Annotated in this window: 21 protein-coding genes; 18 read left to right on the forward strand and 3 right to left on the reverse strand. The window is 62.2% G+C overall.

All coding sequences use genetic code 11. The features are described from left to right. Positions 1-41 precede the first annotated feature (41 nt). Positions 42-5,963 (forward strand): hybrid sensor histidine kinase/response regulator, encoded by a 5,922-nt coding sequence (locus tag TK49_RS07410; RefSeq protein WP_045786139.1) that lies wholly within the window; start codon positions 42-44, stop codon positions 5,961-5,963. Between the two features lie 65 nt (positions 5,964-6,028). Here the strand turns inward: TK49_RS07410 and TK49_RS07415 are convergent, their stop codons facing one another. Continuing rightward, positions 6,029-7,576, reverse strand: coding sequence for a cryptochrome/photolyase family protein (locus TK49_RS07415; RefSeq protein WP_045786140.1), 1,548 nt, complete (start codon positions 7,574-7,576; stop codon positions 6,029-6,031). Between the two features lie 77 nt (positions 7,577-7,653). Here TK49_RS07415 and TK49_RS07420 point away from each other — a divergent pair, with 77 nt between their 5' ends. From TK49_RS07420 to TK49_RS07450, 7 genes are all read left to right on the forward strand, one after another. Continuing rightward, positions 7,654-8,406, forward strand: coding sequence for a 16S rRNA pseudouridine(516) synthase (locus tag TK49_RS07420; protein WP_045786141.1), 753 nt, complete (start codon positions 7,654-7,656; stop codon positions 8,404-8,406). An 83-nt stretch (positions 8,407-8,489) separates the two neighbouring features. Continuing rightward, positions 8,490-9,062, forward strand: a complete 573-nt coding sequence (locus TK49_RS07425; RefSeq protein WP_045786142.1) for a YqgE/AlgH family protein — start codon at positions 8,490-8,492, stop codon at positions 9,060-9,062. Then, positions 9,055-9,498: a Holliday junction resolvase RuvX gene (gene ruvX, locus TK49_RS07430; RefSeq protein ID WP_045786143.1), complete on the forward strand. Its 444-nt coding sequence runs from the start codon at positions 9,055-9,057 to the stop codon at positions 9,496-9,498. The genes TK49_RS07425 and ruvX overlap by 8 nt, the downstream gene beginning before the upstream one ends. Further along, complete coding sequence (gene pyrR, locus TK49_RS07435; RefSeq protein WP_045786144.1) at positions 9,495-10,013, forward strand: bifunctional pyr operon transcriptional regulator/uracil phosphoribosyltransferase PyrR; 519 nt, start codon at positions 9,495-9,497, stop codon at positions 10,011-10,013. The genes ruvX and pyrR overlap by 4 nt, the downstream gene beginning before the upstream one ends. A gap of 70 nt (positions 10,014-10,083) precedes the next feature. Further along, positions 10,084-11,055, forward strand: a complete 972-nt coding sequence (locus TK49_RS07440; RefSeq protein ID WP_045786145.1) for an aspartate carbamoyltransferase catalytic subunit — start codon at positions 10,084-10,086, stop codon at positions 11,053-11,055. 7 nt (positions 11,056-11,062) lie between these two features. After that, the gene (locus TK49_RS07445; protein WP_045786146.1) at positions 11,063-12,340 is read left to right on the forward strand and encodes a dihydroorotase; all 1,278 of its coding nucleotides are present in this window, start codon (positions 11,063-11,065) and stop codon (positions 12,338-12,340) included. Then, positions 12,327-13,145, forward strand: coding sequence for a lysophospholipid acyltransferase family protein (locus TK49_RS07450; protein WP_045786147.1), 819 nt, complete (start codon positions 12,327-12,329; stop codon positions 13,143-13,145). Before TK49_RS07445 ends, TK49_RS07450 begins: the two co-directional genes overlap by 14 nt. A gap of 10 nt (positions 13,146-13,155) precedes the next feature. On the opposite strand, the gene TK49_RS07455 is transcribed toward TK49_RS07450, so the two are convergent. After that, entirely contained in the window at positions 13,156-14,010 is an 855-nt protein-coding gene (locus tag TK49_RS07455; protein ID WP_045787796.1) for a symmetrical bis(5'-nucleosyl)-tetraphosphatase, read from the reverse strand. A 218-nt stretch (positions 14,011-14,228) separates the two neighbouring features. On the opposite strand from TK49_RS07455, the gene rfbB reads away from it, so the two are divergent. From rfbB to TK49_RS24080, 10 genes are all read left to right on the forward strand, one after another. Further along, the gene (gene rfbB, locus TK49_RS07460; RefSeq protein ID WP_045786148.1) at positions 14,229-15,293 is read left to right on the forward strand and encodes a dTDP-glucose 4,6-dehydratase; all 1,065 of its coding nucleotides are present in this window, start codon (positions 14,229-14,231) and stop codon (positions 15,291-15,293) included. After that, positions 15,283-16,200, forward strand: coding sequence for a dTDP-4-dehydrorhamnose reductase (gene rfbD / locus TK49_RS07465; protein WP_045786149.1), 918 nt, complete (start codon positions 15,283-15,285; stop codon positions 16,198-16,200). Before rfbB ends, rfbD begins: the two co-directional genes overlap by 11 nt. Positions 16,201-16,210: 10 nt before the next feature. Further along, entirely contained in the window at positions 16,211-17,089 is an 879-nt protein-coding gene (gene rfbA, locus TK49_RS07470) for a glucose-1-phosphate thymidylyltransferase RfbA (protein WP_045786150.1), read from the forward strand. Next, complete coding sequence (rfbC, locus tag TK49_RS07475; protein ID WP_045786151.1) at positions 17,086-17,640, forward strand: dTDP-4-dehydrorhamnose 3,5-epimerase; 555 nt, start codon at positions 17,086-17,088, stop codon at positions 17,638-17,640. Before rfbA ends, rfbC begins: the two co-directional genes overlap by 4 nt. A gap of 19 nt (positions 17,641-17,659) precedes the next feature. Continuing rightward, on the forward strand, positions 17,660-18,919 hold the full coding sequence (locus TK49_RS24065; RefSeq protein ID WP_157773991.1) for an oligosaccharide flippase family protein: 1,260 nt from the start codon (positions 17,660-17,662) through the stop codon (positions 18,917-18,919). A gap of 10 nt (positions 18,920-18,929) precedes the next feature. Then, complete coding sequence (locus TK49_RS07485) at positions 18,930-20,027, forward strand: glycosyltransferase family protein (RefSeq protein WP_045786153.1); 1,098 nt, start codon at positions 18,930-18,932, stop codon at positions 20,025-20,027. Positions 20,028-20,052: 25 nt separating this feature from the next. Beyond that, positions 20,053-21,063, forward strand: a complete 1,011-nt coding sequence (locus TK49_RS07490; RefSeq protein ID WP_276203701.1) for an EpsG family protein — start codon at positions 20,053-20,055, stop codon at positions 21,061-21,063. Positions 21,064-21,074: 11 nt separating this feature from the next. Further along, entirely contained in the window at positions 21,075-21,989 is a 915-nt protein-coding gene (locus tag TK49_RS24070) for a glycosyltransferase family 2 protein (protein WP_157773993.1), read from the forward strand. 183 nt (positions 21,990-22,172) lie between these two features. Beyond that, positions 22,173-23,315 carry a non-hydrolyzing UDP-N-acetylglucosamine 2-epimerase gene (wecB, locus tag TK49_RS24075; protein WP_082076297.1) on the forward strand — a complete coding sequence of 381 codons (1,143 nt, stop codon included), beginning with the start codon at positions 22,173-22,175 and terminating at the stop codon, positions 23,313-23,315. 78 nt (positions 23,316-23,393) lie between these two features. Next, on the forward strand, positions 23,394-23,804 hold the full coding sequence (locus TK49_RS24080; protein WP_240479946.1) for a glycosyltransferase family protein: 411 nt from the start codon (positions 23,394-23,396) through the stop codon (positions 23,802-23,804). Here the strand turns inward: TK49_RS24080 and TK49_RS07500 are convergent. Continuing rightward, positions 23,758-25,053 carry an ISL3 family transposase gene (locus TK49_RS07500; protein ID WP_045785571.1) on the reverse strand — a complete coding sequence of 432 codons (1,296 nt, stop codon included), beginning with the start codon at positions 25,051-25,053 and terminating at the stop codon, positions 23,758-23,760. The two genes, TK49_RS24080 and TK49_RS07500, sit on opposite strands and share 47 nt — an antisense overlap. Positions 25,054-25,113 lie beyond the last annotated feature (60 nt).

Genomic DNA, 25,113 nt, shown 5'->3' on the forward strand with positions numbered 1-25,113 from the left:
CGGTCAACGCGGCAACCGCCACCTGCTTTTTGGAAGCACACATGCGTCATCCATCTTCCGCCCAGCCCGAAACCGCTTCCTTTGAGGCGGCTGGAGCCCCTGCGCGCGCGCCGTCTTCCGTGCCGGCGCGCGACCTTTCTGCGCTCGCCTGGGTTGTGCCCAACATGCGCGCCGCGCTGGACGACGCGGTGCGTGAGTTCGGCGAATACGCGGCGGACGTCATTGCCCATCCGGAAGTCCTCGGCGCGCGCGATACGACGTCGCTGCGCCTGGCCGGCCAGTACCTGCACCAGGCTGCCGGTGCGCTGCTGATCGTCGGCCTGCGCGGTGTGGAGGTGTACTGCCAGGCCGCCAAGCGCCTGCTCGAAGCCGTCGATGCGGGCACCGTGCCGGCCGATGTGCAGACGCTGGACGTGTTCTCGCGCGCCGTGCAGGCGCTGCAGGAATACGTGGCCGACCTGATGGCCGGCATGGCCGAAGAGCCGCTGCGCCTGTTCCAGCCGTATCAGGCCGTGCTCGCCCGCCTGGGCGAAGAGCGCATCCACCCGGCCGACCTGTGGGCCGACGAGTTGCGCCACCTGCCGGCGCTGCTGCTGCCCTCGCGTGACCTGGCGGGCCTGGCGCGCCTGCGCCGCAAGTTTGAGCTGGCGCTGTTGACCGCGCTGCGCGCCCCGGCCGGCGTGGATGGCCCCGACGCCGACCCGGCCGCCGCTGCCGCCGCGTACGCGCCGCTGGAAGACCTGCTGCACAACATCCGCGCACTCGAGCGCGAACCGCGCCGCGCCGGCGACCACCTCCAGCGCGATCTCTGGCTCGTGCTGGCGCTCACCTTCGGTGCGCTGCGCGCGGGCCTCGTGCCGGCCGACCTGATGGCCAAGCGGCTGGCCGCGCGCGTCAACCTGCTGCTGCGCCAGTATTCGCAGAACAACATCCAACTGCCGCAGGGCCTGCTGAACGACGCCCTGTACCTGCTGGCCGGCATGGCCTACGGCAACGCGCCTGCCGCGCCGGTCGGGGACGACACCCTGGGCCCGGACATCGTCGCCTGCGTCCAGGCGTTTGCGATTCCGCCCACGCACGCACCGGCCGGCGCCCTGCATACACGCCAGTACTACGCGTTGCTGCCCGCCGATGCCAGCGAGACGCTGCAGCGCGTCGGACGCACGCTCGACGCGCTCAGCCAGCAGCCTACGCCCGACGCCGAGGAACTCCACGCCGCGCTGCAGACGCTCGCGTTGCATACCGACACGCTGGGCCAGCCCGCATTGCGCGATCTGTCGCAACGGCTGGCAGAGGCGCGCGGTCACGACGTGGTGCCCACGCTGCAATTCCTGTCGCGCATGCTGGCGCGACCGTGGGCGCTGCATGGCGAATCCGGCGACCTGCGCAGCGCCTGGTTTGCCGCCCGCTGCGGCGAACTGGCCGAGCATGTGGGCGCCGTTGAGCGCGATCACGCCGAACCGGCTCCCGCCTGGCTGACGCTGCTGGCCCACGAAATCGCGCAGCGCCGCACCCGTGCCGAACAGGTCCGCGCGCTGCAGACGCTGCTGGCCTCTGCCGAAACGCACCTCGATGCGTTCGAGCGCGAGGGCGACGAGGGCGGCAGCCTGAACGAGGCTGCGCGGCTGTTTGGCGAGATGCACAACGCCTTCGCAGCGCTGGACGCCGGCGAGGCGCTCCATGCGACCGCGGCCGCCCAGTCCACCATCGCCGCGCTGCAGGCCACCGGCAGCGGTGCAGCCGCCGATCGCGAAAGCCATCTCGCCGCGCTGGCTGCCAACGTGAGCGGCCTGCAGAGCCTGCTCGACGCGCTGTCTGCCGGCACGGAGCTGAGCAGCACGCAGATCGACGAGATCGTCATCGAAGGTCGCCTGACCCCGACCGAGCGCGAGACCGCCTGGCGCGCGTTCGCATTCGATGCGGAATCGGGCATGCTCACCCGCCGCGAAACGCATACCGACGTGCAACCCAGCAGCGCGATCGAGGCCGATACCGCGTCGCCGCTGCACGCGCTGCTGGATCGCCTGCTGGCCAAGCAGCCGGTTGACCCCGCCGACCCGTTGGCCGCCGAGTTGCGCACCGCGCTGCAACAGGCGCGTGACGCCGCCGCCATCGACGACGACCCGGCCCGCCGCCGCCGTCTGGAAGAGGCGCTGGCCCAGTTCGATGCCTGGCAGGTGGGCAGCGCCGGCGCGCTCGAGCGGCTGCAGGCCGCACTGGCCGCGCCGGTGGCCGTGCCGGCAACGGGCCCCGCGCCCGCCGTGCCTGCGCGTGACACGCAATCCATCGATGCCGAACTGCTCGACATCTTCCTGTCCGAAGCCGAAGACGTGCTGGCCGGCGTGCGGACCGATCTGCAAGCGTTGCACGCCGCCGCGGATGCCGGCACGGGCGGTGTGGCCGCCGGCTCCGACCTGGATCTGCTCACGCAGCTGCGCCGGGCGTTCCACACGCTCAAGGGCTCCGGCCGCATGGTCGGCCTCACGCGCTACGGCGAAGCGGCCTGGGCCATCGAACAGGTCATGAACGTGTGGCTTGCCGAGAGCCGCGTGCCCACGCACGACCTCGCTGCGTTGCTCGCGCGCGCCGAATCGGAACTGTCGGCATGGGCGGCGGCCATTGCGCAGTCGCCGCAGGCCGATCACCCGATCGAACCGCTCGTCGCGGCGGCCGAGCGCGTGCGCCATGGCGGGCCGTTCGTGTGGCTCGAGACCGTGGCGCAGCCGCAGGAGGCGGCGCCCGCCGCGCCGGTCAACGATGCATCGTCGCTCGTCTGGGACGAACCGGCCGCTGCGGAGCCCGAGGCTCCGAACGTGCAGGCCGAAGGCTTGCAAGCGGAATCCGAAGACGCGGACGTCGAGTCCGGCGCTTCCATCGCCGCATTCACGGCGCCGCCCGCCGACTCGGACGCCGCGCCCGCCGCAGATGGCGACGCCAAGGTGATCCCGTTCCCGTTCGCGCAGACCGGCGACCCCGAAGAGACCCCACACGACGACGGCGTGAAGGAGATCGGGCCGGTGCGCATCAGCGTGGCGCTGTACAACGTCTACCTGCAGGAAGCCGATGACCTGATCCGGCGCCTGGGCGTCGACTTTTCGGAATGGCGCCACGAAGGCCGCACGCCCCCGAGCGAGCTGGCCCTGCGTGCCGCGCACACGCTGCAGGGCAGCTCCGCCGTGGTCGAACTCGAGCCCGTGCGCCAGTTGGCCGATGCGCTCGAGCAGGTGCTGCTGAACCTGCACAGCCGCCCGGTGGCGATGCACCCGGGCGATTTCCGCCTGCTCGACCAGGCCGTCGAGCGCATGCGCGGCATGCTGCATCAGTTTGCCGCCAGCGTGTGGCCCGATGCCGACGAGTCGCTGCGTCGTAGCCTGGGAGAGCTTTGCGAGCGCGTGCTGGTGCGCCCGCGCCTGCCGCTGGAGCCCGCGCCGCCGGTGTTGACCGACGCCGAACAAGCCGAGAACGAAACCGCCGGCCTGGCCGACGAAGCCGCATTCGAGCCGACCGGGATCACGCCGTCGCTCGTGCCGGTATACGAGGCGCCCGCCGCAGAACCCGCCGTCGCCGAACTCGTGCGGCAGGCGCCGACCGACGCACTGGACCCGGCGCTGCTCGAAATCTTCCTCGAAGAGGCGCATGTCGCATTGCCGGAGCTCGGCCAGCAACTGCGCACGTGGGAAGCCGCACCGCAGGACCGCGCCACCGCCGGCCTGCTGCTGCGCAATCTGCACACCGTGAAGGGCAGTGCACGCATGGCCGGCGCCATGACGCTGGGCCAGGCCGCGCATGAAATGGAAAGCGCCATCGAGGCCGGCCTGCGGCAGAACCGCGTGGACGACGCCCTGTTCCGCAAGCTCTACGTCTGGTTCGACCGCATCCAGGCGCACGTCGATGCGCTGGGCGCGGGCAACGTGCTGCCGCTCGATGCGGGCCTGGCCGATGCGGCTGAGCCGCAGCAGGTCGCGCCTGACGCGCAGGCCCCGTCCGGCGCGTCGATGCTGCCGGCCGTGGCCGCGACGACCAGCGTGGACCTCGCCGGCACGCGCAGCGCCGAAGCCGAAGCCCTGGAAGTGGCCGAACGCCAGCGCGCCATGGTGCGCGTGCAGGCGCGCGCGCTCGATGCCCTCATCAACGACGCCGGCGAAGTCGGTGCGGCACGTGCGCGTCTGGAGTCCGAGGTCGATGCGCTCAAGACGTACCTGTCGGAACTGAACGACAACGTCGCGCGTTTGCGTGCCCAGGTGCGCGAGATCGAGATCCAGGCCGAAACGCAGATGGAGTCGCGCATTGCCGACGCCGCCGCGCACGCCGAAGCGTTCGACCCGCTGGAGTTCGACCGCTTCACGCGCCTGCAGGAACTCACGCGCATGATGGCCGAGAGCGTGAACGACGTGGCGACGGTGCAGCAGAACCTGTTCCGCGGCTTCGATCAGGCTTCGCTCGACCTGGAAACGCAGGCACGCCTCACGCGCGGCCTGCAGCGCAGCCTGATGCGCGCGCGCATGGTGCAGTTCGATACGGTGGCCGATCGGCTGTATCGCGTGGCGCGCCAGGCCGCCGCCGAAACCGGCAAGGAAGTCCGCCTGTTCATCAAGGGCGGTACGGTGGAGCTGGACCGCAGCGTGCTGGACCGCATGGGCGGACCGCTCGAGCACATGATCCGCAACGCCGTTGCGCACGGCATCGAGCCCGCCGACGAGCGCCGCGCCAAGGGCAAGGCCCCGGCCGGCGAGCTGACGCTGGAAGTGCAGCAGGAAGGCAACGAGGTCGTGCTGCATTTCGTGGACGACGGCGCGGGCCTCAACCTCGACCGCATCCGCGCGCGGGCGCTCGAGCGCCAGTTGCTGGCCCCCGACGAGGAAGCGAGCGACGCGCGCCTGACCGAGATGATCTTCACGCCGGGCTTTTCCACCGCCGACCAGGTGTCGGAGCTGGCGGGCCGCGGTGTCGGCATGGACGTGGTGCGCGCCGAGACCGTCGCCCTGGGCGGCCGGATTTCGCTGCAGACCACGCCCGACGTCGGCACGCGCTTCACCATTCACCTGCCGTTGACGACGGCGATTACGCAGGTGCTGCTGGTGCGCGTGGGCGAGCGTGTGTATGCGATCCCGTCGGGCATGATCGACCACGTGCAGCAGCTGCGCCCACAGGCGCTTGCCGAGGCGTACAACGCGGCGGCGCTGCAATTGCCGAGCGGTCCGGTGCCGTTCCATTACTTCGGCGCGCTGCTTGAAGAGGCGCAGGCCGTTACGGGTGGGCGCAAGTATTCCCCGGCCGTTGTGGTGCGCAGCGGTGCGGACCGTGCCGCCGTGCACGTGGACGAAGTGATCGGCAACCGCGAAGTGGTGGTCAAGCACATCGGCCCGCACCTCGCACGCCTGGAGGGCATTGCCGGTGCCACGACGCTGGGCGACGGCGAGATCGTCCTGATCTACAACCCGGTGGTGCTCACGCAGCGCTTCGAGCGCGAAGCCGCCGCACTGGGCCTGCCGCAAGCCGACCAGGAAACGACGGGCGCGGTGGCCGAGCTGCAGCGCAACGGCAGCACCGATGCAGTGCCGGGCCTGGCCACCGCGCCGATCGTCATGGTGGTCGACGATTCGCTCACGGTGCGCAAGGTCACGCAGCGTCTGCTGACGCGCTCCGGCTATCAGGCCGTGCTCGCGCGCGATGGTGTGGATGCGCTGCGTCAGCTGCAGGAGATCACGCCCGACGCGATGCTCGTCGACATCGAAATGCCGCACATGGACGGCTTCGACCTCACGCGCAACGTACGCGCGGACGAGCGCATCGGGGCCACGCCGATCATCATGATCACCTCGCGCACGGCGGACAAGCACCGCCGCTACGCAGCGGAGATCGGCGTGAATGTCTACCTCGGCAAGCCGTACAACGAAGAGGAGCTGCTGCAGCATCTGCGCACGCTGATCGGCGAACGCGCGCCGGCCGCCAACCTGGGGTGATGCCCCGCCGCGCAGGAACGACAACGGGCAGGTGTGTTACCGGCCCGTTGCGTTTGGTGCGCGCTTCACTCGTTGCCGCTCTTGCGTAATGCAGCCGCTTCGGCGCCCGAGGTGCGGTTTGCCTTGGTGATCGCGTAGCGCTCGAGCGTAGCCGCGCGTGCGCCCGCGTGGTCGACGATGGGCCGCGGGTAGGTCTCGCCGAGCACGACGCCCGCTGCCTTCAGCACGTCGGCGGGCGCGGTCCAGGGCGCGTGGATGTACCGGTCGGGCAGCTTCGCCAACTGCGGCAGGTACTTGCGGATGAAGCGGCCCTGCGGGTCGAACTTCTCCGATTGCGTGACGGGGTTGAAGATGCGGAACCACGGTTGCGCATCGCACCCGCTCGATGCCGCCCATTGCCAGCCGCCGTTGTTGGCGGCGAAGTCGAAGTCGTTGAGGACGTCGGCAAAGTACTGCTCGCCGCGCCGCCAGTCGACGCCCAGGTCTTTGATCAGAAAGCTGGCTGCCACCATGCGCAGGCGGTTGTGCATGTAGCCGCTCTGGTGGATCTGCAGCATGGCGGCGTCCACGAGCGGGTAACCGGTGCGCGCCGCCTTCCACGCCGCGAAGCGCGCGTCGCCGGTTTCGCCGTCTACCCAGCGGATGCGGTCGAACTCCGGGTGGAACGACGCTCCATCGGCCAGGTCCGGGCGGTGATGCAGGATCATGAAATAGAAATCGCGCCAGATCAGCTCCGACAGCCACGTTGCCGCACCCCGGCTGCCACGCAGCATGGCGGCATGCGCGTGCGCGGCTGCTGTGCGGATCGACATGGTGCCAAAGCGCAGATGCGTCGACAGGTAGCTGGGCCCGCGCAGGGCCGGGAAGTCACGCCGCGCATGGTAGTCGTCCATGCGGCCTTCGAAATCGTCGAGCAGCGTCTGGGCGCCGCGCATGCCGGTAGGCAAGGCGATGTCGGAGAGATTCGAGCGCACGAAGCCCAGCGCTTCCAGCGAAGGCGTGGCGCGTGCAAGTGCGTGCGGCTTGGCGAGCGCGCCAAAGTACGGCTCCGTCGGATACGCGCGCACATCGAACGGCGAGAGCGCCGCCAGCCACGCGTTCTTGTAGGGCGTGAACACGCCGTATGGCTTGCCCTGGCCGTTCACGATTTCACTGCGCTCGAAGATCACCTGATCCTTGAAGTCGAACCAGGCGCACGGCTGCTGCGCCAGCGCCTTGCGCACCGCTTCGTCGCGGGCTTGCGCTTGGGGCTCCTCGTCGTGGTTCGCGAAGACGGCCTGCACGTCGAGCTGGCGGGCGATGCGCGGGACGGCCTCGCGCGGGTGGTCGTGCACGACGATGAGGTCGCCGCCGGCCTCGCGCAACACGCTACGCAGTTCCTCGACGGAGGCAAGGATGAACTCCACGCGCCGGTCCGCCTTGAGGCCGCGCGCAAGTAGCGCATCCAGGATGTCGCGGTCGAACACGAACACGCAATAGACTTCGCGGCAGTGGCGCAGGGCATAATGCAGCGCCGCGTGGTCGATGTGCCGCAGGTCGCGCCGGAACCACACCAGTCCGCGCTCGAAATGCGCTCCAATGTCATAGGGTTGGCGGGGTCCGGTGGGCGGCATGCTGTGTGGTCGGTGGGTTTCGGATCGGCCGAGCGTATCGCAAAATCGGCGCGCTTTTTCTTTTTCACGTTGTCGTCATGGCTGATTCTCCTGCCCGTCTCCCGCTGTACCGCATCCTGCAATCGCAGGGGTTTGGCACGCGCCGCTATTGCAAGGACCTCGTGCTGGCGGGGCTCGTGTCCATCGACGGCGTCGAGATGGAAGACCCCGACGCGCTGGTCGATACCGCCGGGCTGGTCCTCGACGTGGACGGCGAGCGCTGGACGTACCACGCTCGCGCTTACCTGATGCTGAACAAGCCTGCCGGCGTGGAGTGCTCGCAAAAGCCGAAGCATCATCCGAGCGTCTACACGCTGCTGCCGGTGCCGCTGCGCGAGCGCGGCGTGCAATGCGTCGGACGGCTCGATCAGGACACCACCGGCTTGCTGCTGCTCACCGACGACGGCCAGTTCGTCCACACGCTCACCAGCCCGCGTCATCAGGTGCCCAAGGTGTACGAGATCACCACCGCCGAGCCCGTGACCGATGCGCAGGTCGCCCGGCTGTGCGCCGGCGTGCTGCTGGCCGATGAAGACGAGAACGTCGCCGCCGCCTGGGCCGAGCGCGTGGACTCGCACCACCTGCGCATGGCGCTCACGCAGGGCAAGTATCACCAGGTGAAACGCATGGTTGCCGCGGCTGGCAACCACGTCGCCGCATTGCACCGCAGCGCCATCGGCGGACTGTCGTTGGGCCACGATCTGGCCCCTGGCGCGTGGCGCTGGCTGGAGCCGGCAGACCTGGAGGCGCTCAATGCCACGCCGGCACGCCCCGATAGCTCGGGTGCTTGAGCCGCCACAAAAAACCCTGCGCCCCGCGCCGTTTCCTCCAAATGGAAGGGGCGATGATCGGGCCCTTTTGGTAAACTAGCCGCATGGCCTCGCCGGACGCACCCATCAATCTCACGAACCAGTTCCTCATCGCTATGCCCGGCATGGCGGACTCCACGTTTTCGGGCACGGTCGTGTACATGTGCGAGCACAACGAGCGCGGCGCGCTCGGCCTCGTGATCAACCGGCCCATCGACATCGACTTGGCGACGCTGTTCGACAAGATCGACCTCAAGCTCGAAATCCACCCCCTCGCAGAACAGCCCGTCTATTACGGCGGCCCGGTGCAGACCGAGCGCGGCTTCGTCCTGCATGACGCCACGGGCGCGTATTCGTCGTCGCTGGTGGTGCCGGGCGGGCTGGAAATGACCACCTCCAAGGATGTGCTCGAAGCCGTCGCCCAGGGCGGCGGGCCGCAGCGCTTCATCCTGACCCTCGGGTATGCCGGCTGGAGCGCCGGCCAGCTGGAAGACGAAATCGGCCGCAACGGCTGGCTGACCGTCCAGGCCGATCCCGACATCATCTTCAACGTGCCGGCCGAGGAGCGGTTTGCTGCCGCGCTGAACCTGCTCGGCATCAACCCCGCCATGCTGTCGGGCGAGGCAGGGCATGCCTGAGCCCGCATTGTCTGCGGGTCGGGCGGTCCACGCCGGCGTGCCGGCCGAAGGCACCTTGCTGGCATTCGATTACGGCGAAAGGCGCATCGGCGTGGCGCTGGGCAACACGATCTCGCGCTCGGCACGGGCGCTGGAGACGATTCCCAATCGTTCGGTCGATTTCCGCTTTGCGCAGATCACGCGCCTGGTCAACGAATGGCAGCCGGTCGGCTTCGTGGTCGGCATGCCCGTACACCCCGATGGCGAAGAGCAGCCGATGATCAAGCTCGCCAAGCGCTTCGGCAATCAATTGCACGGCCGCTACGGCCTGCCGGTCACGTGGGTGGACGAGCGCTATTCGTCGATCGCCGCGCAGGATGCCGGGGCTTCCGACGATGTGCTCGACGCCGAGGCCGCGCGCATCATCCTCCAACAGTTTTTCGACGAACTCGCATGACATCGCAACAGATCGATGCCGAGGCGCTGTACCAGAGCCTCGTTGCACAACTGCGCACGCGCATGGCCGAGGGCCACACCTGGTCGATCGCCGGAATCGTGAGCGGCGGCGCCTGGATCGCCAAGCGCCTGGCGCATGACCTCGGCTTGTCGGAATACGGCGTCGTCAACGTCGCCCTGCACCGCGACGACTACGCCAAGAAGGGCCTGCACGCCAAGGCGCAGCCGACCACGCTGCCATTCGACGTGAACGAGCGCCGCATCCTGCTGGTGGACGACGTGCTGGCCAGCGGCCGCACCATCCGCGCGGCCATCAACGAACTGTTCGACTACGGCCGCCCCGCGGCGGTGGAGTTGGCCGTGCTGGTGGACCGCGGCGAACGCCAACTGCCTGTGGCGCCGGATTACATCGGTGAACGCGTCTCGCTGCCCGCCAACGAATCGCTCGTGCTGAGCGAAACGGGCGAGGGCAGCGCCGCGCGCTTCACGTTCACGCGCGAGCCCAAGGGTGCCTGAGCTTGCGCGTTGCATCGCTTCTGCTTTGTCCTGTCCTGACTTGACCTGACCTCGTCGCTTTTCGTTTCTCATGCCCAAGACTTTCGCCAACCCGCAGCTCACGAAAAACGGCGAGCTCAAGCACCTGCTGTCGATCGAGGGGCTGTCGCGCGACATCCTCACGCACGTGCTGGACACCGCGCAGCAGTTCGTGTCCGTCTCGGACGCCGACCGCGAGGTCAAGAAGGTGCCCTTGCTGCGCGGCAAGAGCGTGTTCAATCTGTTCTTCGAGAACTCCACGCGCACGCGCACCACGTTCGAGATCGCGGCCAAGCGGCTGTCGGCGGACGTGATCAACCTGAACATCAACGCGTCGTCCACGAGCAAGGGCGAATCGCTGCTGGACACGATCAACAACCTGTCGGCCATGCAGGCCGATATGTTTGTCGTGCGGCATGCAAGTTCGGGCGCGCCGTACCTGATTGCCGAACACGTTGCGCCGCATGTGCACGTGATCAACGCCGGCGATGGCCGCCACGCGCACCCCACGCAGGGGCTGCTCGACATGTACACCATCCGCCACTACAAGAAGGATTTCTCCAACCTGACGGTGGCGATCGTCGGTGACATCCTGCACTCGCGCGTGGCGCGTTCCGACATCCACGCGCTGACGACGCTGGGCTGCGCCGAAGTGCGCGCCATCGGGCCGCGCACGCTGCTGCCGAGCGGCCTCGAACACATGGGCGTGCGGGTCTTCCACAGCATGGAAGAGGGGCTGCGGGGCGTTGACGTCGTCATCATGCTGCGCCTGCAGAACGAGCGCATGAGCGGTGCGCTGCTGCCGTCCGCGCAGGAGTACTTCAAGGCCTATGGCCTGACGCAGGAGCGCCTGGCGCTGGCCAAGCCCGACGCCATCGTGATGCACCCAGGCCCGATGAACCGCGGCGTGGAGATCGACTCCGCCGTGGCCGACGGCGTGCAGTCGGTGATCCTGAACCAGGTGACGTTCGGCATCGCGGTCCGCATGGCCGTGATGGGCATCGTGGCTGGCAACAACGACTAAGAAACCGATGAAACTGCATATCAAAGGTGGCCGCCTGATCGACCCGGCCAACGGCATCGACGCGCAACAGGATCTGTACATCGCGGCAAGCAAGGTCGTGGGCGTGGGCCACGCACCGGCGGACTTCCATGCCAACAAGACGATCGACGCGACGGGCCTGATCGTTTGCCCGGGCCTGATCGATCTGTCTGCCCGCTTGCGTGAGCCGGGCTTCGAATACAAGGCGACGCTCGAGTCGGAAATGGCCGCGGCGATGGCGGGCGGTGTCACGTCACTGGTGTGCCCGCCGGATACCGACCCGGTGCTGGACGAGCCAGGCCTCGTCGAGATGCTGAAGTTCCGCGCGCGCAACCTGAACCAGGCGCACGTGTATCCGCTCGGCGCGCTGACCGTCGGCCTGAAAGGCGCGGTGCTGACCGAGATGGCCGAGCTGACCGAATCGGGCTGCGTGGGCTTCTCGCAAGCCGATGCGCCGATGGCCGACACGCAGGTACTGATGCGCGCGCTGCAATATGCGCAGACGTTCGGCTTTACGGTCTGGCTGCGCCCTGAAGACCCGTACCTGGGCAAGGGCGGCGTGGCGGCGAGCGGGCCGCTGGCTTCGCGGCTTGGCCTCTCAGGCGTGCCGGTGATGGCCGAGACGGTGCGCCTGCATACGATCTTTGAACTCATGCGCAGCACCGGCGCACGCGTGCACCTGTGCCGCCTGTCGTCGGCCGCCGGCGTCGAGCTCGTGCGCCGCGCCAAGGCGGAAGGCCTGCCTGTGACGTGCGACGTGAACGTCCACCACATATCGCTGACGGACGTGGACATCGGCTACTTCAATTCGCAGATGCGCTTCGTGCCGCCGCTGCGCTCGGGCCGTGATCGCGACGGCATCGTGCGCGGCCTGGCCGACGGCACCATCGACGCGATCTGCTCCGACCACACGCCCGTGGACGACGACGAGAAGCTGCTGCCGTTTGCCGAGGCCTCGCCCGGCGCGACGGGCCTCGAAACGCTGCTGCCGCTGACCCTGCGCTGGGCCGCCGAGCACAAGGTCGAGCTTCCGAAGGCTCTCGCGCGCATCACCAGCGAGCCGGCCCGTGTGCTGGGCTTGCAGGCGGGCTCGCTGGAAGTCGGTGCGATGGCCGATGTGTGCGTTTTCGACCCCGAGGCGACGTGGAAGGTCGAGCCGCGCAGCCTGCGCAGCCAGGGCAAGAACTCGCCGTACCTCGGTTTCGAGTTGACCGGCCGCGTGCGCGCTACGCTGGTCGCGGGCCATCTCGCCTATGACGCGCAGTGACGGCGGCATGAGCGACGTCGCGCCCGAGGCCACGTCTTCGGCTCCAGCGGCGTCCGTGCCGCAGCGCAAGTTCGTGCTGCGCAAGCTGCGGCTGCTCGTGCATCTGGCCGAAGGCATCGTCACCTGCGCGCTGCTCTTCTGGTGGATCGGGCCGCGCGCCAGGCAGGCGCTGATCCAGCGGTGGTCGCGCAAGCTGCTGGCATTGTTCCGCGTCTCATTGGTCGTGCGCGGCGAAACCGCCGACGCCAAGGACCTGGCCGGCTCGATGCTGGTGTCGAACCACGTGTCGTGGCTCGACATCTACGCGATCAACAGCTGGCACCCGCCGCGCTTCGTTGCCAAATCGGAGATCCGCTCCTGGCCGGTGATCGGCTGGCTGTGCGCCCAGACCGGCGTGCTGTTTGTCGAGCGCGCCCGCAAGCGCGACGCGCACCGCATCATGCACGCCATCGCCGACGCGATGCGCGCGGGCGATGTGGTGTGCGTGTTTCCGGAGGGCACGACGTCGAGCGGGCTGCAACTGCTGCCGTTTCACGCCAACCTGTTCCAGGCGCCGGTGAGTGCCGGCACGCCGATCCGCCCGCTGGCGCTGCGCTATCGCATCGCCGCCACGGGCGAGTTGACGACGATCCCCGCGTACATCGACGACCTGACGCTGCTCGATTCCGTCAACGCCATCCTCAACGGGCCGCCGCTGGTGGTGGAAGTCTTCGTGGGGGCCGCGATGGCCCCGGAGATGGACCGTCGCGCGCTGGCCGCGCACAGCGAGCAGGCCGTCGCCGCGCTGATCCACCGCGCGGGCTAGGGCGTTTCAGCTACTTCGCCTTGTGGGCGAGCGGGTCCTGCGCCTGCTCGCACGACACCTGCACGACGCTTCGATCGGCCGGCGCCAGCGCCAGCTTGGCCGCTGTGAGCTTGCCGCCCCACACGCAGCCCGTATCCAGGCCCATCACGTCGTCGCGCATCACCAGCCCGCGCGTCGACCAGTGTCCAAAGACGATCGGCGTGCCGCGTGTGCGGCGACCGGGCACGTCGAACCACGGCATGTGGCCGTCCGGCGCGCCGTCGGCATCCGTCGTCTCGAACTCCATCGTGCCGTCGGGCTTGCAGAAACGCAGGCGGGTGAGGGCGTTGATCGTCAGGCGCAAGCGGTCCATGCCGACGAGATCGGGGCTCCACTTGTCCGGCTGGTTGCCAAACGCGTCGGCCAGGAAGGTCTTCCAGTGTGCGCTGCGCAGCTCCCGCTCGACTGCGCCCGCGAGCTCCAGCACGTCGCCGGTGGTCCATTGGGGCAGTACCCCGGCATGGACCATCAGGAAGCTGTTTTCGAAGATCGCCAGCGGTTGATGGCGCAGCCACGTGATGAGCTGGTCGCAATCCGGTGCGGCCAGGATGTCGGCGATGGTGTCGCGCTTGCCGGGCTTGCGTACGCCGGCAGCGACCGCCAGGAGATGGATGTCGTGGTTGCCCAGGACGGTGCGGGCCCGCCCCGCCTCGCATAGGGCGATCACCTGGCGCAGCGTGGCCAGGGAGTCGGGGCCGCGGTTGATAAGGTCGCCGACGAAGCGCAGGGGGGTGTTGGGGGGGAGGGCGGCCATGAGGGCTTGGAGGGGGAAGCAGCAGCCCTGGAGGTCGCCGATGGCGTGGGGAAGGATTGACACAATAAGAATGTGAATCAAAAGCGGCGCATTGTCCCAGGATGGGATGTCCGCGTCCCAAGTGTTACAACGCGCTACAAAAACATTCGGCCGTTTGGCAGGGCTAACCCTAGCGTCGGCTAGAATACGCCACTTCTTATTGCATTTAACAAAGTTGATCGTTCTCGCACCTCAGGCGCGGTGCGGGCTTAGCCCGCGTGCGCGAGTCGCGCGACAAGGAGCACATAGTTTTGGCCCATATTCTCGTCACTGGCGGTGCTGGCTTCATTGGCGGTAATTTTGTTCTGAACTGGCTGGCGAACCCCGCTGCGGATGGCATCGTCAACGTTGACAAGCTGACCTACGCCGGCAACCGGAAGACGCTCGCCAGCGTGGAGCACGATCCGCGCCACGTATTCTCCCAGACGGACATCTGCGATCGTGCGGCGCTCGATCAGTTGTTCGCACAGTACAAGCCGCGTGCAGTGGTTCACTTTGCTGCCGAGAGCCACGTGGATCGTTCCATCCATGGCCCCGGCGAGTTCATCCAGACCAACATTGTCGGCACCTTCACCCTTCTGGAAGCTGCACGTGCTTACTGGGGTGGACTCGACGACGAAGCCAAGGGTGCATTCCGCTTCCTGCATGTTTCGACGGACGAGGTCTTTGGCTCGCTCGGCCCGACCGACCCGCAGTTCTCCGAAACCACGCCGTATGCACCGAACAGCCCATACTCCGCGTCCAAGGCAGCATCGGACCACCTCGTGCGCGCCTATCACCATACGTATGGGCTGCCGGTCCTGACGACCAACTGTTCCAACAACTACGGTCCGTACCATTTTCCGGAAAAGCTGATCCCGCTGATGATCACCAATGCGCTCAGCGGCAAGCCTTTGCCGGTGTACGGTGATGGGCAGAACGTGCGCGACTGGCTGTATGTGGGCGACCATTGCGCGGCCATTCGTGAGGTGCTCGCACGTGGCCGCCTGGGCGAGACGTACAACGTGGGCGGCTGGAATGAGAAGACCAATCTCGACGTCGTTTATACCCTGTGCGACCTGCTGGATGAACTCAAGCCAAAGGCGACGGGCTCCTATCGCGATCAGATCACCTTCGTAAAGGATCGCCCCGGCCACGACCGCCGCTACGCCATTGACGCACGAAAACTCGAGCGTGAGCTTGGTTGGAAACCGGCCGAAACTTTCGAGACCGGGTTGCGCAAGACTGTTCAGTGGTATCTCGACAACCAGGCGTGGGTGCAGGACGTCGTTTCGGGCGAATATCGCAACTGGGTGGCGAAGCAATATGCAGCGTAAAGCATCGGCTGCTCCTCGATTGCTCGTTACGGGCAGCAACGGCCAGGTCGGGTTCGAGCTGCGTCGCAGCCTTGCTCCGCTTGGTGAAGTGATTGCGCTCGATCGTGGGGCCTGTGACCTGACCCAACCGGATGCCCTCCGCCGTTTGGTACGCGAGTACCGGCCGGATGTCATCGTCAACTCGGCTGCCTACACCGCTGTAGACAAGGCCGAGACAGATGCCGAATCTGCATTCGCGGTCAACGGCGTTGCTCCCGGCGTGCTTGCAGAAGAGGCGAAAGCACTCGGAAGTCTGCTCGTTCATTACAGCACCGATTACGTGTTCGATGGCACCAAAGACGGCGCGTATGTCGAGACCGACGCGGTTAATCCGCAGTCTGTCTATGGCAAGAGCAAGCTTGCCGGTGAGCAGGCGATTGCCGCTTCAGGCGCGACGGCGCTCGTCATGCGTACATGCTGGGTAGCAGGTGCACACGGCGGCAACTTTGCTAAGACGATGCTGAAACTGGGCCGCGAGCGGGATAGCCTACGCGTGATTGCGGATCAGTTTGGCGCGCCCACCACGGCTTCACTCATCGCCGATGTGACGGCGCAGATCATTGCGCGCTTCTGGCTGCCGGCTGATCGAGCGGCATTTCCTGGTGGCTTGTATCACCTGGCGGCAGCGGGTGAAACGACTTGGCACGGTTACGCCACCGCCGTGTTGCGCTATGCCAAAGCGCGTGGAGTGGAACTGAAAGTTGATCCGGAGAGCATCGAAGCGATCCCGGCGACAGCCTATCCGTTGCCTGCCCCGCGCCCCGCCAACTCTCGCATGGACACCACTAAGCTGACCGAAACGTTTGATGTCCATTTGCCGGACTGGCAGCAGGGTGTCCACTTCCTGCTGGATCAACTCTTTTCCTGAAAGCACTGCAATGCGTAAAGGCATCATTCTGGCCGGCGGCTCCGGCACGCGGCTTTACCCGATCACCCGCTCAGTCTCGAAACAGCTGCTGCCGGTGTACGACAAGCCGATGATCTATTACCCGCTGTCCACGCTGATGCTGGCAGGGATTCGCGACATTCTGATCATTTCGACGCCGGAAGACACGCCGCGTTTTACCGAAATGCTGGGGGATGGCAGCAAGTGGGGCATCAACCTGCAGTACGCCATACAGCCGTCGCCGGATGGGCTGGCCCAGGCGTTCATCATTGGGCGCGACTTCGTCGGGAATGATCCTTCGACGCTGATCCTGGGGGACAACATCTTCCACGGTCATGACCTCGTGGCTCAGCTCACGCGTTCGGCTGCTCAGGAGACGGGGGCGACCGTTTTTGCGTATCACGTCCATGATCCGGAGCGGTACGGTGTCGTCGAGTTCGACGAGAACTTCCGGGCGCTTTCCCTGGAGGAGAAGCCGGCGAAGCCGCGTTCGCACTACGCCGTTACCGGGCTCTACTTCTATGACAACCAGGTCTGCGACATCGCCGCTGACATCAAACCGTCAGCTCGCGGCGAACTCGAGATTACCGACGTCAATAAGCACTACCTCGCGAAAGGCCAGCTCGACGTTGAAATCATGGGGCGCGGTTACGCTTGGCTTGACACAGGCACGCACGATTCGTTGCTGGAAGCTGCGATGTTCATTGCGACATTGCAGAACCGACAGGGCTTGATGGTGGCTTGTCCGGAGGAGATTGCATATCGCAATCGCTGGATTAGCGCCGAGCAGGTAGCCGCCCTGGCAAAGCCGCTGAGCAAGAACGGCTACGGGAAGTATCTGCAGCACATCATTTCGGAAACCGTCAAATGAATCTGAACGTTGTTCCTACCGCCATTCCAGAGGTTTTGATCCTAGAGCCCAAGGTCTTTGGTGACGATCGCGGCTTTTTCTTCGAGAGCTTCAATGCGCGTAGCTTCGAGCAGGCTACCGGCGTCAAGCGGACGTTTGTCCAGGACAACCACTCGCGCTCAGCGCGCAACGTGCTGCGTGGCTTGCACTATCAGATCCAACATCCGCAGGGCAAGCTCGTGCGCGTGGTTGTGGGTGAGGTTTTTGATGTTGCCGTGGATTTGCGCAAGAGCTCTCCGACCTTTGGTAAGTGGGTTGGAGTGACGTTATCGGCTGAGAATAAGCGTCAGCTGTGGGTGCCCGAGGGCTTCGCACACGGCTTTGTTGTGACTTCCGATTACGCGGAATTCTTGTACAAGACAACGGACTATTGGTACGCGGAGCACGAGCGCAGCATTGTTTGGAATGATCCGGACATTGGCATTGCTTGGCCAAGTATCGGGCAACCGCTGTTATCAAGCAAAGATGCGAGTGCTCGAGGACTACAGAACGCAGAGATTTTCGAATTGTAAATTCTCCTCGACGTATATCTTGACGTCAGTCAGTCGCCACAGCTCATTGCTGAAGAACATAGTTTTTCTGCTTCTCGCTCAAGGCAGTAATTATGTTGTTCCGCTTATCACATTGCCCGTGCTTGTATCACGACTAAAGCCTGAAGGTTTTGGTGTGATCGCCTTTGCGCAGGCGCTGGCCGTATACATCCAGCTCCTCGCTGACTATGGCTTTTCAACGTCGGCTACGCGGCACATCGCTATTTATGCATCTTCGCCTGTCGCCACTCTTAGAGAGTACGTTTCAACGATTCATGCTTGCAAATTCTTGCTTGTTTTTGCTGTAAGCACCCTCGCGTTGCCTGTGCTTTATCTTTGGTCCGGAGGAGGCGAATCGTTCATCGCCGGTTTACTGATGATGGGTGGCGCAATTGGAAATGCGCTTACGCCATTGTGGTATTACCAGGGTATTAACAATATGAAAGTTGTGGCGATTGCAACGGGGCTCTCAAAATGGGCTGGCGCAGTAGCCATTTTCATCTTTGTACGCGGCCCGAGTGATGTATTGTTTGCAGTCTGCGCGTACTCGATTCCACCCTTGGTAGTGGCGATTGTTTTCACTTTTAATCTTCGCGGTAAAGGTCTGTTTGAACTTGCCGCCGTAGATTTTCGAACTATGGTACGCGAACTGCGCGTCGGTGCGCCATTTTTTCTTACCTCAGCGGGGGCAGGGGTGTTAGCAAACAGCAGCGTAATCGTGCTGGGCCTATTCTTCCCCGCGTCCCTGGTCGGTGTTTATGCGGCCGCCGAGAAAATTATAAGAGCGGCAGTAGGCTGCATGGCTCCCATTAGTCAGAGTGTTTACCCAGTAAATGCGGCAAATTTTGCGGAATCTCCGCAAGAGGGCTTTCGCTCAGTGAGGAAAACCGCGACGTGGTTACTCTTGCCTGCAGTTATCGGTACGGCGCTATTGTACATAGCGACCCCACGGATGTTGGATTTTTTGCATTGGACGGATCCTCGCTATACTTCAATAATTAGATATTTGTGCCCATGGATCGTTCTCGGCGTAATAAATAATGTGCTGGGAGTCCAGATACTGAGCGCAATGGGGCGAGGGCGTGCATACGCCCACGCATTTCTCCTCGCAGCGCTTGGTACTCTTCTAATTATGTTCGTTTTGACGCCTGTGAAGGCGGAGATGGGCGTAGTCATGGGAATGCTTGGGGGCGAATTAATACTAACGATGCTCTTGATTTTCTCGGTCAGGTCAATTGTGCGTGAGCTCCATTCGCACTAATTGAGACTTCATGGACGAAATTCGCGAGAATATTTACCGTTTGACTATGATTCTATTTTTTGGACCCTACCCCTCTCCGGAGAATGAGCGCGATGGCATGGTGCAGCGCGTCGCTGCAATCGACGGTCTCATAGAGAACGTTCCGCGACAGTATGTTGTCGTTTCCTATCGTCGACATTGCAGGCGGGTTTCAGAGCAGCGAGGCATTGTAGCCGTCCACCGAGTGAACTTCTTTTTGCATTGGCTGTTTATCCTGAAATTAATCCTTGCTGCCGAGCGGGTGTATGTTCATTCGGTGTTCAACGTTCTCTTTGCCTTGCCTGCCTACCTTTTGGGCAAAGAGGTTGTGACAGACGTCCACGGAGTGGTGCCGGAGGAGACCCGCGCTGAGGGGAAACCCATGAGGGCTCTCATCAGATCTGTGGGAGAACGTGTGGCCGCATACAGGAGTACAGCGCTGGTCTGCGTGACACAACGTATGGCGGACCATCTGGCCAAAAAATACCCGGGCAGCGCGCGATCTCTAATTTTGCCCATCTTCGATATGCAGATGATGGGAAATATGGAAAAGCAGATTTCACCAAGTAAATACCCGCCAACAATAATTTATGCGGGTGGTACGCAGGTTTGGCAAAATATCGATTTGATGCTCGAATTTGCCAGTAAAAATAAAAACTATAAGTATGTATTTCTGACGCCAAATCCCGATATTTTGCGCCTGAAGGCAGCGCGTTATGAGGGAATTGAGGCCGAGTTTTTATCCTGCCCGCATAATCAGGTTGGGAAATATTACGAGAGGGCCGAGTTCGGTTTCTTGCTGCGTGACGATAATATCATCAATAGCGTGGCGTGTCCGACCAAGGCAATAGAATATATGGCGTATGGAATAATCCCCGTGGTATTGAATATGAATATTGGCGATTTTTCACGCTTGGGTGCTTCATTCGTACTGTTAAGTGAGATTAGCGAACCTCCTGGCCGTGCAGATATTCTTGCTATGCAGAAGAAGAACTTCGTTTGTCTTGATCGTCTCATGAGTCAATATCAGGTCGGCGTGACAGCGCTAACCGAGATATTAATCGAACGGAAAAGGATGGCATTGGAGTAATGCAGCGCGATTGATAAGGTCACAAGTGATATCTAGTTCGCATGTAAGGAGAGGGTGGCTTACGCCTTCTTCCATTCTTAATGTCCTATTGCTCTGTGGGGTGTTGATCCCTGCGGCGGCGCTCCGGCTTGGACTTGCGACCGCGGATACTGAGATTTATCTACAGGAATATACGAAATATACCTTTGCCGATGGTCTCATGAGTGGGCCCTTCGAGCCCGCCTTTATGCTTCTTTCGTGGCTGGCGAAGCGGCTTGACCTAGATGCAGCCTCGTATCTTTGGATTGTTGCGTCAATAGGTGTATTTCTAAAGATTATTGGGATTTGCCGCAGCAGCCAATTTATCGCGCTCTCCATCTTAGTCTATATCTCGAAGTATTTTTTGTTGCATGAGATGATTCAAGTGAGAGCGGGCATTGCTACAGGTATTTTTTTGTGCAGCCTACCATTTCTCCATCAAAGAAGGTGGGCGCGCTATCTTATATGTGTTCTGATAGCAACTGCATTTCATCAGTCAGCAATAATATATATAGTGCTATATCCGATCTGCGGGGCTGCGAATAGAAAGCTTTCATCGGTGATCCCCCTTGTGGCTAGCGGCCTTCTGTTCGCTGCGCTCAATATGAACGGCGCGCTAATTAATTTCTTTGCGAGCTACGTACCGAAGGTGGAGAATTATCTGGAGCTGTTGGCCGCAGGCGAGCACGCCGAAATACATCTGTTTAATGTTGAGGTGATTCTAAAGGTGGTTATATGGTTTACACTGGCCGCCCGATATGAGAGGTTGTGTAAAGAATATTTTATATTTGAGCCGATTTTTAAGATTTGGACCTTGTCAATCGTTTCCTATTTCGCATTATCAAGTGTCCCCGTTTTTGCGTTTCGTATTAGTGAATTATTGGACGTTGTTGCAATTCCATTGCTCCCGGCATTGATCGTTGCTTGCAGAAATATATTAATCGGGAGGGCGATGTTTTTTGCGGTCATCGCGCTTTCATTTGTTAATTATTATTTTATTCAGCCCATCTTTCTATGATACGGCCAGGTTTGACTAAGGGCGGTGTGGTTGTTTTGTATAACCCAAGCGTTGATGACGTTGCAAATATAGAACGCATTTCGCAATACTTTGACGAACTTGTGGTCGTGGATAACAGCCCCGTACCTTGCAAAGTACCGGACTGGAGTGGTCGCGGCATCACTGTATGCGTGAATAAAAATCACGGCGGGATTGCAGGCGCGTTTAATAGAGCGCTAGAAGGTCTACAAAGTGACCCCGATCTCGTCATATTGCTCGACCAAGATTCTCGTATAACATTAGATTGCATTGAACAGTTAGAAGAGTCGGCCAAGGAATTGGGCGATCAGCCTTTCATCCTAGGTCCCGCAGTGTTCGATGTGAATCTAGGAAAGCATTTAACGCTGCCCATTTTGACAAAATGGTCCTATCGCACGGAGCGATTTGAGTGCCTTCGCCCTGGGCGACATCGGGTCTTTGCCGTAATTTCTTCGGGAAGCGTTATATCGCGTAAAGCACGAAGGATTCTCGGAGGATTTGATGAATCATTTTTTATCGATCACGTTGATACCGAGTATGCATTGCGTGCGGCGCAGCACGGTGTCCCAGTTTTCATGGAGACGCGTGCCGTTCTGCAACATGCAATAGGCCAGCGTTCCGAGCGAAGATTTCTCGGAATCACCCTGCGTCCCAGCAATCATGCACCGATTCGTCGATATTATATATTCCGTAATGGGATAATTCTCTCCATTCGATATTTTAAAATCTATCCTGCATTTTTTCTTCGCAATCTAGGTAGAATGCTCCATGAGATGGTATGTATAATATTATATGAGCACGATAAATTTAGAAAGATTTTTGCAATAATGATTGCTGCTTGGGATGGTGTGCGGTTGAAGTCTGGTGTTGCCTCCGATCTTTGGCCGCGTTTGTACAGGAAATTATAAAAGTGTTCTGCTGATGGATTCCAGATATAGGAATGGATAGGGCGGGACGCAGATTACCGGATGTTTGTTTGTTTGTTGTTTTGGGCATGTGGGTTATGGCCGGGATGCTGTTTCGAGGTTATGCGGCAGCCACTATCTGTTAACTGATGCGATCTAAGGGACTGCCCAAGTTTGGGATTATTCATGAAAGTACTGACCGTGTTTGGCACTCGCCCTGAGGCAATAAAAATGGCACCGGTTGTGCACGCGCTACGGGCATACTCAGAAATCGATTCGATGGTCTGTGTGACAGCGCAGCATCGTGAGATGCTTGATCAAGTTTTGGATTTATTTTCGATCAAGCCGGATTTTGATCTTGATATTATGCGGCCGCAGCAGGATTTGTTTTCAATTACGACGGGCATTTTGACCGAGCTGCGCGTGATATTGAATGATGTAAAACCCGATTTTCTGTTGGTGCATGGGGATACGTCCACGACGTTCGCTGCGACATTAGCATCGTACTATGCGAGAGTGCCGGTGGGTCATGTAGAGGCTGGCTTGCGAACAGGGAATCTGATGTCTCCTTGGCCCGAAGAAGGGAACCGCCGATTGACCGGAGTGCTAGCAAATTTGCACTTTGCTCCTACAGAGATGGCCCGCAAAAATCTCGTTAATGAGAATATTGCGCCAGAGAGAATCGTTGTTACTGGAAATACTGTTATTGATGCCCTTCTGGAGATAAGGGATCGAATCGAGTGTGATAGGTATCTATCTGATGATTTGCTGGCCAGATTTCCGAGTATCCGATTTGATCGGCGCATTGTTCTTGTTACAGGACATAGAAGAGAGAATTTTGGTAGAGGATTTGAACAAATTTGCGTGGCAATCGCTAAGCTCGCTCAGCGCTATGCGGAGGTGGACTTTGTGTATCCAGTGCACCTTAATCCGAATGTGCGAGAGCCCGTAAATAGAGTTCTTCGAGGGTTGCCCAACGTTCATTTGATTGAGCCGTTAGAATATTTGCCATTTGTATTTTTAATGTTGAGATCCTTCCTGATTCTGACGGACTCTGGCGGTATTCAGGAGGAAGCTCCGTCTTTGGGTAAGCCAGTGCTGCTAATGCGTGAAACAACTGAGCGGCCTGAAGCTGTGGAGGCTGGTACAGTGAAACTCGTTGGCAATGATGTCGACCGAATCAATGATGCGGTCGGGTTGCTGCTCGACAATAGAGTCGAGTATGAGCGTATGGCATTTGCCCACAATCCCTATGGCGATGGCACCGCAGCGGAGCGGATTGTTTCCGCATTGAGAAGCTATTGGAAAAATGGCGATTTGAATGATTGACGTAATGCTAGTTTTTATATAATGAGGTGCTGGTTATGGGGTGTTCCCGATTGTTGAGGTTCTGGCGTGATATTTTAAATGGCCAATAATTTTCCGATTGACCGTTGGCAGATCGTGAACAATATCACGGCGTCGATCGTTCTATACAACAATTCAGTAGACCAGATCCACCAGTGTGTCAAATCGTTGCAGGCGGATTTGCGCGTTCATGTCTTGTTGGTGGACAACTCTGAAAAAAAAGGCGGCTACGCCAGCTTGGCGGGCAAACACGTCGAAATTCTCGATGCGCCTGGCAATGTCGGGTTCGGCCGCGGACATAACGTCGTCCTAGATCGATTGGAGCAGGTCGGGTCTGCCATCCATCTGGTGGTGAACCCCGATATCGTCGTCAAACCAGGCTGCGTGCGGGGCTCCATGTCGTTTCGTGTGGAAAGCAACACTGTCACTGGGGCATCGCCGGCGCGAACGGGCTGGCCGGCAGGTGCTTGAGCTTGGACATGCGCAGGTAGGCGATGGCGATGAAGTTCTGGCTCGTCCTGAAGCCGCGCGCGGCGCGCTTGGCCTGCTGCAGCAGTCCGTTCATCGCCTCGACGAAGGCGTTGCTGCGGTGATCGACCATGCCGCGCACCACCGCGTCGAACCGCTCCTTGAGCGTGGCGGCCAGCTTCTTGAACGGCTCGAGCCGACAGCGCCGCGCCCAGCTCAGCCAGGCCCTGAGGTCGGATGCGGCCTGTTCGATGCTGTTGTGCGCTGTGGCCCGTGCGTACACCGCGCGCAGCGCCATCTTCAGCCGCCACGCCCGCGCGCTCTTGAGCGTCGAGCGCTGCAGCCAGTGCATCGCCTGGAGCTGGCGGGCGCTCCAGCTGCTGGGGTTGCGCCGCATGCCCCACAGCAGCTGCCTGAGCGTCTTGCGGCCGCCAGCGCCCAGCGCGGCTCGCACCGCCTGCGCGTCGGTGGCCATCTCCGCGCGGCGCACCTGGTCCATCGCCTCGATGGCCATCGAGACGACGTGAAAGCGGTCGTAGCTGATCTGCGCCTCGGGCAACGCCAGCGCCACGCCCTTGGCGTAGGCCGCGCTCATGTCCATGCACACGTGCCGCACCTGGGCGGGATCGCCGCCATGGGCCCTCAGATCCTCGGCGAACTCCACCACCGTGCGGTGCTCGCGCCCCTCGGTGGCGAACAGCAGCCGCTTGCGATCCAGGTCGTGCACGACGGTGATGTAGTGCTGCCCGCGCCGCAGGCTGGTCTCGTCGATGCCCACCGTGCGCACGCCGGCGAAGTCTTCCAGCGCACGCGCCTGCGCGACGTAGAACTCGATGCGCCGCCACAGCCGCTTGTCCTTGCAGCGCAGCAACTCGGCGGCCTGGCGCACCGGCAGGTCCAGGCACAAGGTCAGCGCCAGCGCTTCGAACGCCGCGGTGAAGCCCGAGCCCGGACGCGCCCAGGGCACGGCCACCTGCGTGGTCTTGCCGCAGGCACCGCAGGCCACGCGCGGCACGTCGCAGTGCAGCCAGGCCTCGAACTGGAAGAAGTCCAGGTGCCGCCAGGATCGGCGCAGCCGGTCGTGCACCGGTTGCGTGGCCGCACCGCATGCCGGGCAGGCGAGCCTGCTGGTGTGGCAGCCGATCTCGAAGTCGATACGCCGCTTGGCCGTGTCGAGCCTGACGTCATCGACGACCCACGGCGGCTGCAAGCCCAGCGCGCTGGTGAACAGAGCTTCTACGGCAATGCCCATGGACTCATCCTCCTGATCAAACACGCCTCGTGGACATGTGCACAGGCCGGCCAGCGGCCT

Origin of the sequence: Ralstonia mannitolilytica (genome assembly GCF_000954135.1) — a bacterium.
GTDB classification, from domain to species: domain Bacteria; phylum Pseudomonadota; class Gammaproteobacteria; order Burkholderiales; family Burkholderiaceae; genus Ralstonia; species Ralstonia mannitolilytica.

Excerpts from the sequence above, each read along its gene's own strand:
- TK49_RS07415 (WP_045786140.1), bottom strand. The coding sequence starts at position 7,576 with ATGCCGCCCACCGGACCCCGCCAACCCTATGACATTGGAGCGCATTTC.
- TK49_RS07450 (WP_045786147.1), top strand. The coding sequence starts at position 12,327 with ATGACGCGCAGTGACGGCGGCATGAGCGACGTCGCGCCCGAGGCCACG.
- wecB (WP_082076297.1), top strand. The coding sequence starts at position 22,173 with ATGAAAGTACTGACCGTGTTTGGCACTCGCCCTGAGGCAATAAAAATG.
- TK49_RS24080 (WP_240479946.1), top strand. The coding sequence starts at position 23,394 with ATGGCCAATAATTTTCCGATTGACCGTTGGCAGATCGTGAACAATATC.
- rfbC (WP_045786151.1), top strand. The coding sequence starts at position 17,086 with ATGAATCTGAACGTTGTTCCTACCGCCATTCCAGAGGTTTTGATCCTA.
- TK49_RS07485 (WP_045786153.1), top strand. The coding sequence starts at position 18,930 with ATGGACGAAATTCGCGAGAATATTTACCGTTTGACTATGATTCTATTT.
- pyrR (WP_045786144.1), top strand. The coding sequence starts at position 9,495 with ATGACATCGCAACAGATCGATGCCGAGGCGCTGTACCAGAGCCTCGTT.
- TK49_RS07440 (WP_045786145.1), top strand. The coding sequence starts at position 10,084 with ATGCCCAAGACTTTCGCCAACCCGCAGCTCACGAAAAACGGCGAGCTC.
- TK49_RS07420 (WP_045786141.1), top strand. The coding sequence starts at position 7,654 with ATGGCTGATTCTCCTGCCCGTCTCCCGCTGTACCGCATCCTGCAATCG.
- TK49_RS07425 (WP_045786142.1), top strand. The coding sequence starts at position 8,490 with ATGGCCTCGCCGGACGCACCCATCAATCTCACGAACCAGTTCCTCATC.
- ruvX (WP_045786143.1), top strand. The coding sequence starts at position 9,055 with ATGCCTGAGCCCGCATTGTCTGCGGGTCGGGCGGTCCACGCCGGCGTG.
- TK49_RS07500 (WP_045785571.1), bottom strand. The coding sequence starts at position 25,053 with ATGGGCATTGCCGTAGAAGCTCTGTTCACCAGCGCGCTGGGCTTGCAG.
- TK49_RS07445 (WP_045786146.1), top strand. The coding sequence starts at position 11,063 with ATGAAACTGCATATCAAAGGTGGCCGCCTGATCGACCCGGCCAACGGC.
- TK49_RS07410 (WP_045786139.1), top strand. The coding sequence starts at position 42 with ATGCGTCATCCATCTTCCGCCCAGCCCGAAACCGCTTCCTTTGAGGCG.
- rfbA (WP_045786150.1), top strand. The coding sequence starts at position 16,211 with ATGCGTAAAGGCATCATTCTGGCCGGCGGCTCCGGCACGCGGCTTTAC.
- rfbD (WP_045786149.1), top strand. The coding sequence starts at position 15,283 with ATGCAGCGTAAAGCATCGGCTGCTCCTCGATTGCTCGTTACGGGCAGC.